Source organism: Candidatus Hydrogenedentota bacterium, from assembly GCA_018005585.1.
GTDB lineage: Bacteria > Hydrogenedentota > Hydrogenedentia > Hydrogenedentales > JAGMZX01 > JAGMZX01.
Window position 1 is genome coordinate 1 of record JAGMZX010000254.1, and the last position, 4,877, is coordinate 4,877.

Consider the following 4,877-nt stretch of genomic DNA (forward strand, 5'->3'; position numbering starts at 1 on the left):
TCCTTGTCCGGTTTCGCATGGTCCGAAAATACGGGCTGGATCAATTTTGGCGACGGCACGAATACGGACCCTGACGCGTTCGGCGTGGTCAACGACGGCGCGGGCAACTTGTCGGGCTTTGGGTGGGGCGAGAACATCGGCTGGATCGATTTTGACACGACCAATGCGGGCGGTTCGCAGGTGGTCATAGACGGGGCTGGACTGTTCAGCGGGTTTGCCTGGAACGAGAACATCGGCTGGATCAACTTCGCGAGCGGCTACGGCGTTGAAATGGACATTTCGGGAGAAGGCGAAGGGGAAGGCGAGTGCCCGCCGCCCAGCGAAGGCGAAGGGGAAGGCGAAGGGGAAGGCGAAGGGGAAGGCGAAGGCGAAGGCGAAGGCGAGGGCGAGGGCGAGGGCGAAGGCGAGGGCGAAGGCGAGGGCGAAGGCGAGGGCGAGGGCGAGGGCGAAGGCGAGAATCCCTGTATCGATGAGTGGCACACAGCCGACCAATCGCAGGACAACATCATCGAATTAACGGAATTGCTCCGCGTGATCCAGTTCTACAATTCCGGTGGCTTCCATTGCGCGGACGACCCCGGCAACACGGAAGACGGCTACGTGCCCGGGCCTGGCGCGAACACCGGCTGCTGCCCCCATGACAGCGACTATGCGCCTTCCGGCCCGAACTGGCAGATCACGCTGACCGAACTGCTGCGTCTTATCCAGTTCTACAACTCCGGCGGCTATCATTATTGCCCCGCCGACGGCACCGAAGACGGCTTGTGCCCCGGCCAGGCTGCAGCTTGATTACGAATGCAGGCGCCGGTGGCGGCGGCGCCGCTTCTATGGCCGGGCGAGGACGCCGTAGAGGTCGGGGCGGCGGTCGCGGAGGTGGTTATCGTCCGTGGCGGCGCTGAGCTCGAGGTCGCAGACGAGGATGCCGGGCCGGCCGCCTGTGCGCCGGGCGAGCACTTTCCCGCCGGGACCGGCGACGAGGCTCTCTTCCGGGTGCGTGAACGCGATGAAACACTGGTTTTCGAAGGCGCGCGTCCGCATCATGGCCTCGTTGAACTCTCCATGGAACCCGTAGGTCGGGTTGAAGATGAGCCGCGCTCCTTGCAGACGCAGCACGCGCGCGGTTTCGGGCCAGCGCCGGTCCGCGCAGATCATGGTCCCGAGCGGGCCCCACGGCGACGGCCACACGGGCAGCGCCATGCCGGCCGCGTATTGCAGGTCGTGGGTTTGCAGATGGGTCTTGTGATACACGCCGACAAGGCGGCCGCCGGCGTCCCACAGGCCCGCCGCGTTGTAGATGGCGCCGTCTTCGAGCGACGTGAAACCGAAGCAGATGTACATGCGGCGGCTGCGCGCTTCTTCGGCCACGCGCCGCAGGTAGGGGCTTGCGTCGAGGTCCTGCGCAACGCCGCGCAGCCGTTCGGGCGTGGACGCCTTGTCCGGCGCGGCGTAGCCATCGAGCCAGCATTCGGGGGTAACAAAGATATCGGCGTGTTTCACTGAGGCCTTGTCGAGCATCTTCAGGAACGTCTCGAAATTCGCGTCCAGCGCCCATTTTTCGGGCACGCCGCGCAGAAGCGCGATGCGGGCTTTGTCGCGTGTTGCCGGCGTTTCAGCAGCCGTCAGCGCGTAGACGCGCGCCGCGCGCATGTGGAATCGGACACGGCATTCCGTGCCCGGCGTCACGCCGGCCCAAGGCAGAGCAAGCGCAGCGCCTTCCCGGTCCTCGAAGCGGACCGGCGCGGCATCGGCCACGGCAGTGCCCGCGGCGTCCAGCAATTGCGCTTCGAGCCACCCGCCGCGCGCGTCGGCATCGAGGACAAGTCCGTTCTCGGGCCACGGGAAGACCGGCGTCGTGAATGCGCCGCTTTCGCGCGCGACAACGGCGGTCAACCGGTTTGGCGCATAAGCCACGGTCTGCATGCCGCCGTCCTTCCATATGGCGAAATGCAACCGGCCCTGATACGGGAAGGGGTCCGCATAGCTCCAGAAGCCGAGGTCCGTATTGCGGAAGGGCCGCTGCCAGGTCCGCGCGTCGCGGCTGACGGTCAATTCGTATTCGAGCAACGCGCTGTGCTTGTTGGGCAGGTTCGGATCCGCGTAGTACTTCATCACGAGGCCCAGGTACGCGCCGCCATGCGGAAAGGCCTTCATCAGGTAGAACTCGGTCTCGGGCCGGTCCTCAGCATCGGGTCGCAGCAGCGGCATTTGCGCGGTCCACGTGCGCAAGTCGGGCGATTCGCGCAGCGCCTGCACGCGGCGCTTCTTGTCCAGGTTGTCCGGATACGGTTTTTCCGGCCAGTCCTCGAGCATCGTCTGATAGAGCAGATAGCCGCCATCCTTCGGCAGCAGCGTGAACGCGTCGTTGTGCTCCGTGAACACCGCGCCGCCGGGGTCCTTCTCCCACGCGCGCCCGTCGCTCGAGGATGTCAGCATTGCGCCCGCCTCGCCCTCGGCCGCGGGCTGGTCCCAGTACAACATGCGGAACCCGGGTTCCGCGCGCACGATCTGGAACACGTTGAAGCCGCCCCACGTAGGCTTGTGCAACGAGCGGCGCAAGCAGACGTTGTTTGGCCCGCCCCACGCGGGTGCGCCCGCCTGCAGTTCCGGCAACAACCATTGGCCGCCGCGCAACTCGCCCAGGCAGAGTGTGCGCTGATCGCTGTACTCCTTCTCGCCGCTGTTGACACGCTGGTACCAGAGGAGGACGCCGTCCCCCTCAGCGTGCGCCGCCACGGGCGCGTACCAGAGCTTGGGCCGGTCCGGGTCTTTCGCAAAAAGTGCAATGCCCGGCTCGGGCAATTGCGCTTCGAGCGTCACGTTCTGCGCGTCTTCCAAATCCTCCGGAAACAGGAACACGACGGGGGATGGCCCCGAAGCAAGACACGCGAGGAGACCGACGAGGCTGCACAGCATAGGCTGGTCCTTTACGCCCCACGGATGGGTATCGGCGGATTCGTCTTCCACTTGCCGCCGGTGAAATCGGGGAACTCCTGCGGCGCGCCGTGCGCCGCCGCGCTCGCGCCCGACAACGGGAAGATGGCGCTCCACGTCGCGGCATCGTACACGTCCTGCGGCGTCTGGGTGCGCGCGCGCACGGCCTTGATGAACTCGTAGAGCGTGATGTAATCCGCGCCGCCGTGCCCGCCGCTCTCGAGCGCCGCTTCCTTGAGCTGCGCCCACAGCGGATGCGCGTACTTTTCGAGGTACGGCGCGAACGATTCGTACTCGTGCGCGGCCGGCGAAACACCTTCCAGGTAGATTTGCCCGCCGCAATGGCCCATGTGAATGCCCTTCGTGCCTTGCAGCCGGAAAATGAGGTCGTATGGGCGCGGCGCGTTCACGTCATAATAGAGCGTGACGGTGACCCCGTTTTCGGTTTCTAGCAAGCTTGTATTGATGTCGCCGAGCGCATAGGAGCGTTCCGCCAGCGGATGCCCGGCGCCAAACTGCGCCCCGGCCTGCATCCGCATGCCGCGCGATTTCGTGCTCAGGCTCACGAGCCGCGTGAAGCGGTCGCCTCGATTGATGTTGCACCACTGCGCCACGGGCCCAATCGGGTGCGTGGGATAGAGATTGCCGTTCATCTCGGCTGCGAAACGGCCCCGCCACGTCAATTCGCCCGACGCGGTGAAATGCAGCGCACGGCAATCGTGCTGGTAACCCGCCTGCGCATGCAGGAGTTCGCCGAAGACGCCCTCGCGCACCATGCGCAGCAAGGCGAGGGCGTTTTCGAAATAGCACACGTTCTCGAGCATCATGCAGGGAACGCCGCTCTCCTCATGCGCGCGCACCAGCTCCCGGCACTCGTCCAGCGTGACCGCCGCGGGCACCTCCGTACCCGCGTACTTGCCCGAACGCATCGCCGCGACGGACACGGGCGTGTGCCATTCCCACGACGTCGCGCAGATGACCGCGTCGAGGTCGTCACGCGCCACGAGGCGCTCCCAGTCGCGGTCGCCGTTCGTGTAGGCGTCCGGCCGGGCGCCGCATGCCTTCTCGACGATGTCCTGCGCGCGGGACGCGCGATCGGCGACTATGTCGCAGACCGCGGCGACAACCACGTCGGGAAACTGGAGCAGGGTCTGCGTCAGGTAGGCGCCCCGATTGCCCACGCCGACCACACCGACGCGCACGGGCCGCGTCAGCGGTTCCTGAGCGCCCGTTGCGCCGCCCAAGGCCAGCGTCGCGCCGGCAACCGCGCCAAGCTGCATGAAATCACGACGTGAAACCCGGTTTTCTGTTCTCATGACTTTTCTTCCCCGTGTCTTGTTGCGCGCCGGTGTCCGGAATCCATTGCATGCGCATTAATCACGCAGCAGCTCGCGCATCGCGCCCATGAGCACTTCCTCCACCTCGGGGGCAACGTTGCTGGAGCGCTCGCTCGTCTCATAACCGCCTTCCGCGTAGGCACGCGCCGTGCCGATGTAACCCGTCCCGTAATCGCCGTATGCAGCCATCGCGACGAACAACTCCGGCCGCATTTCCTTCGCCGCGAGCTGATACTCCACGAACAGTTCGCCGGGACAATGCAGAATCCGTGCCCGGCCCAACGCCAGGCACGCGATATCGATCTTGTGCCCGGCCTTGCAGCGGCGCAGCCACGCCAATTTCGCCGCGTCGCCCTGGAACTTCTCGGGCGCGTCCTTCCGCAGCAATGCCGCTTCGAGGGATTCCTCGGACAGATGCGCCGCCACGGGCAGGGCAACCGGAGCGACACGCCACGCCACGTCCTGCGCGGTTATCGATTCGCGCGCCGTGGCTTCCCAGGCGCGGCGCATGCCATCGGCCAGCCGTTCGGCAAGAATGCGCCGGTTCTCGGGCGAACCGTCGTTGTATTTACCCGCGCCCACGTTGCCTCCCGCGCCGTTGAAGTGAAT

The 4,877-nt window shown here is 65.9% G+C and carries 4 protein-coding genes; 1 reads left to right on the forward strand and 3 read right to left on the reverse strand.

Annotated features, from left to right (window positions below; genetic code table 11):
- Window positions 1-789 (forward strand): hypothetical protein (locus KA184_23275; GenBank protein ID MBP8132513.1); only part of this gene is annotated, 789 nt, incomplete at its 5' end.
- Window positions 790-825: 36 nt separating this feature from the next.
- On the opposite strand, the gene KA184_23280 is transcribed toward KA184_23275, so the two are convergent.
- From KA184_23280 to KA184_23290, 3 genes are all read right to left on the reverse strand, one after another.
- Complete coding sequence (locus KA184_23280; GenBank protein MBP8132514.1) at window positions 826-2,913, reverse strand: carbon-nitrogen hydrolase family protein; 2,088 nt, start codon at window positions 2,911-2,913, stop codon at window positions 826-828.
- Window positions 2,914-2,924: 11 nt separating this feature from the next.
- The gene (locus KA184_23285; GenBank protein ID MBP8132515.1) at window positions 2,925-4,247 is read right to left on the reverse strand and encodes a Gfo/Idh/MocA family oxidoreductase; all 1,323 of its coding nucleotides are present in this window, start codon (window positions 4,245-4,247) and stop codon (window positions 2,925-2,927) included.
- Between the two features lie 57 nt (window positions 4,248-4,304).
- Window positions 4,305-4,877 (reverse strand): hypothetical protein (locus tag KA184_23290; GenBank protein MBP8132516.1); only part of this gene is annotated, 573 nt, incomplete at its 5' end.

What these genes read in the sequence shown, in the direction of transcription:
- KA184_23280 (MBP8132514.1), bottom strand. Translation starts at nt 2,913, where the DNA reads ATGCTGTGCAGCCTCGTCGGTCTCCTCGCGTGTCTTGCTTCGGGGCCA.
- KA184_23285 (MBP8132515.1), bottom strand. Translation starts at nt 4,247, where the DNA reads ATGAGAACAGAAAACCGGGTTTCACGTCGTGATTTCATGCAGCTTGGC.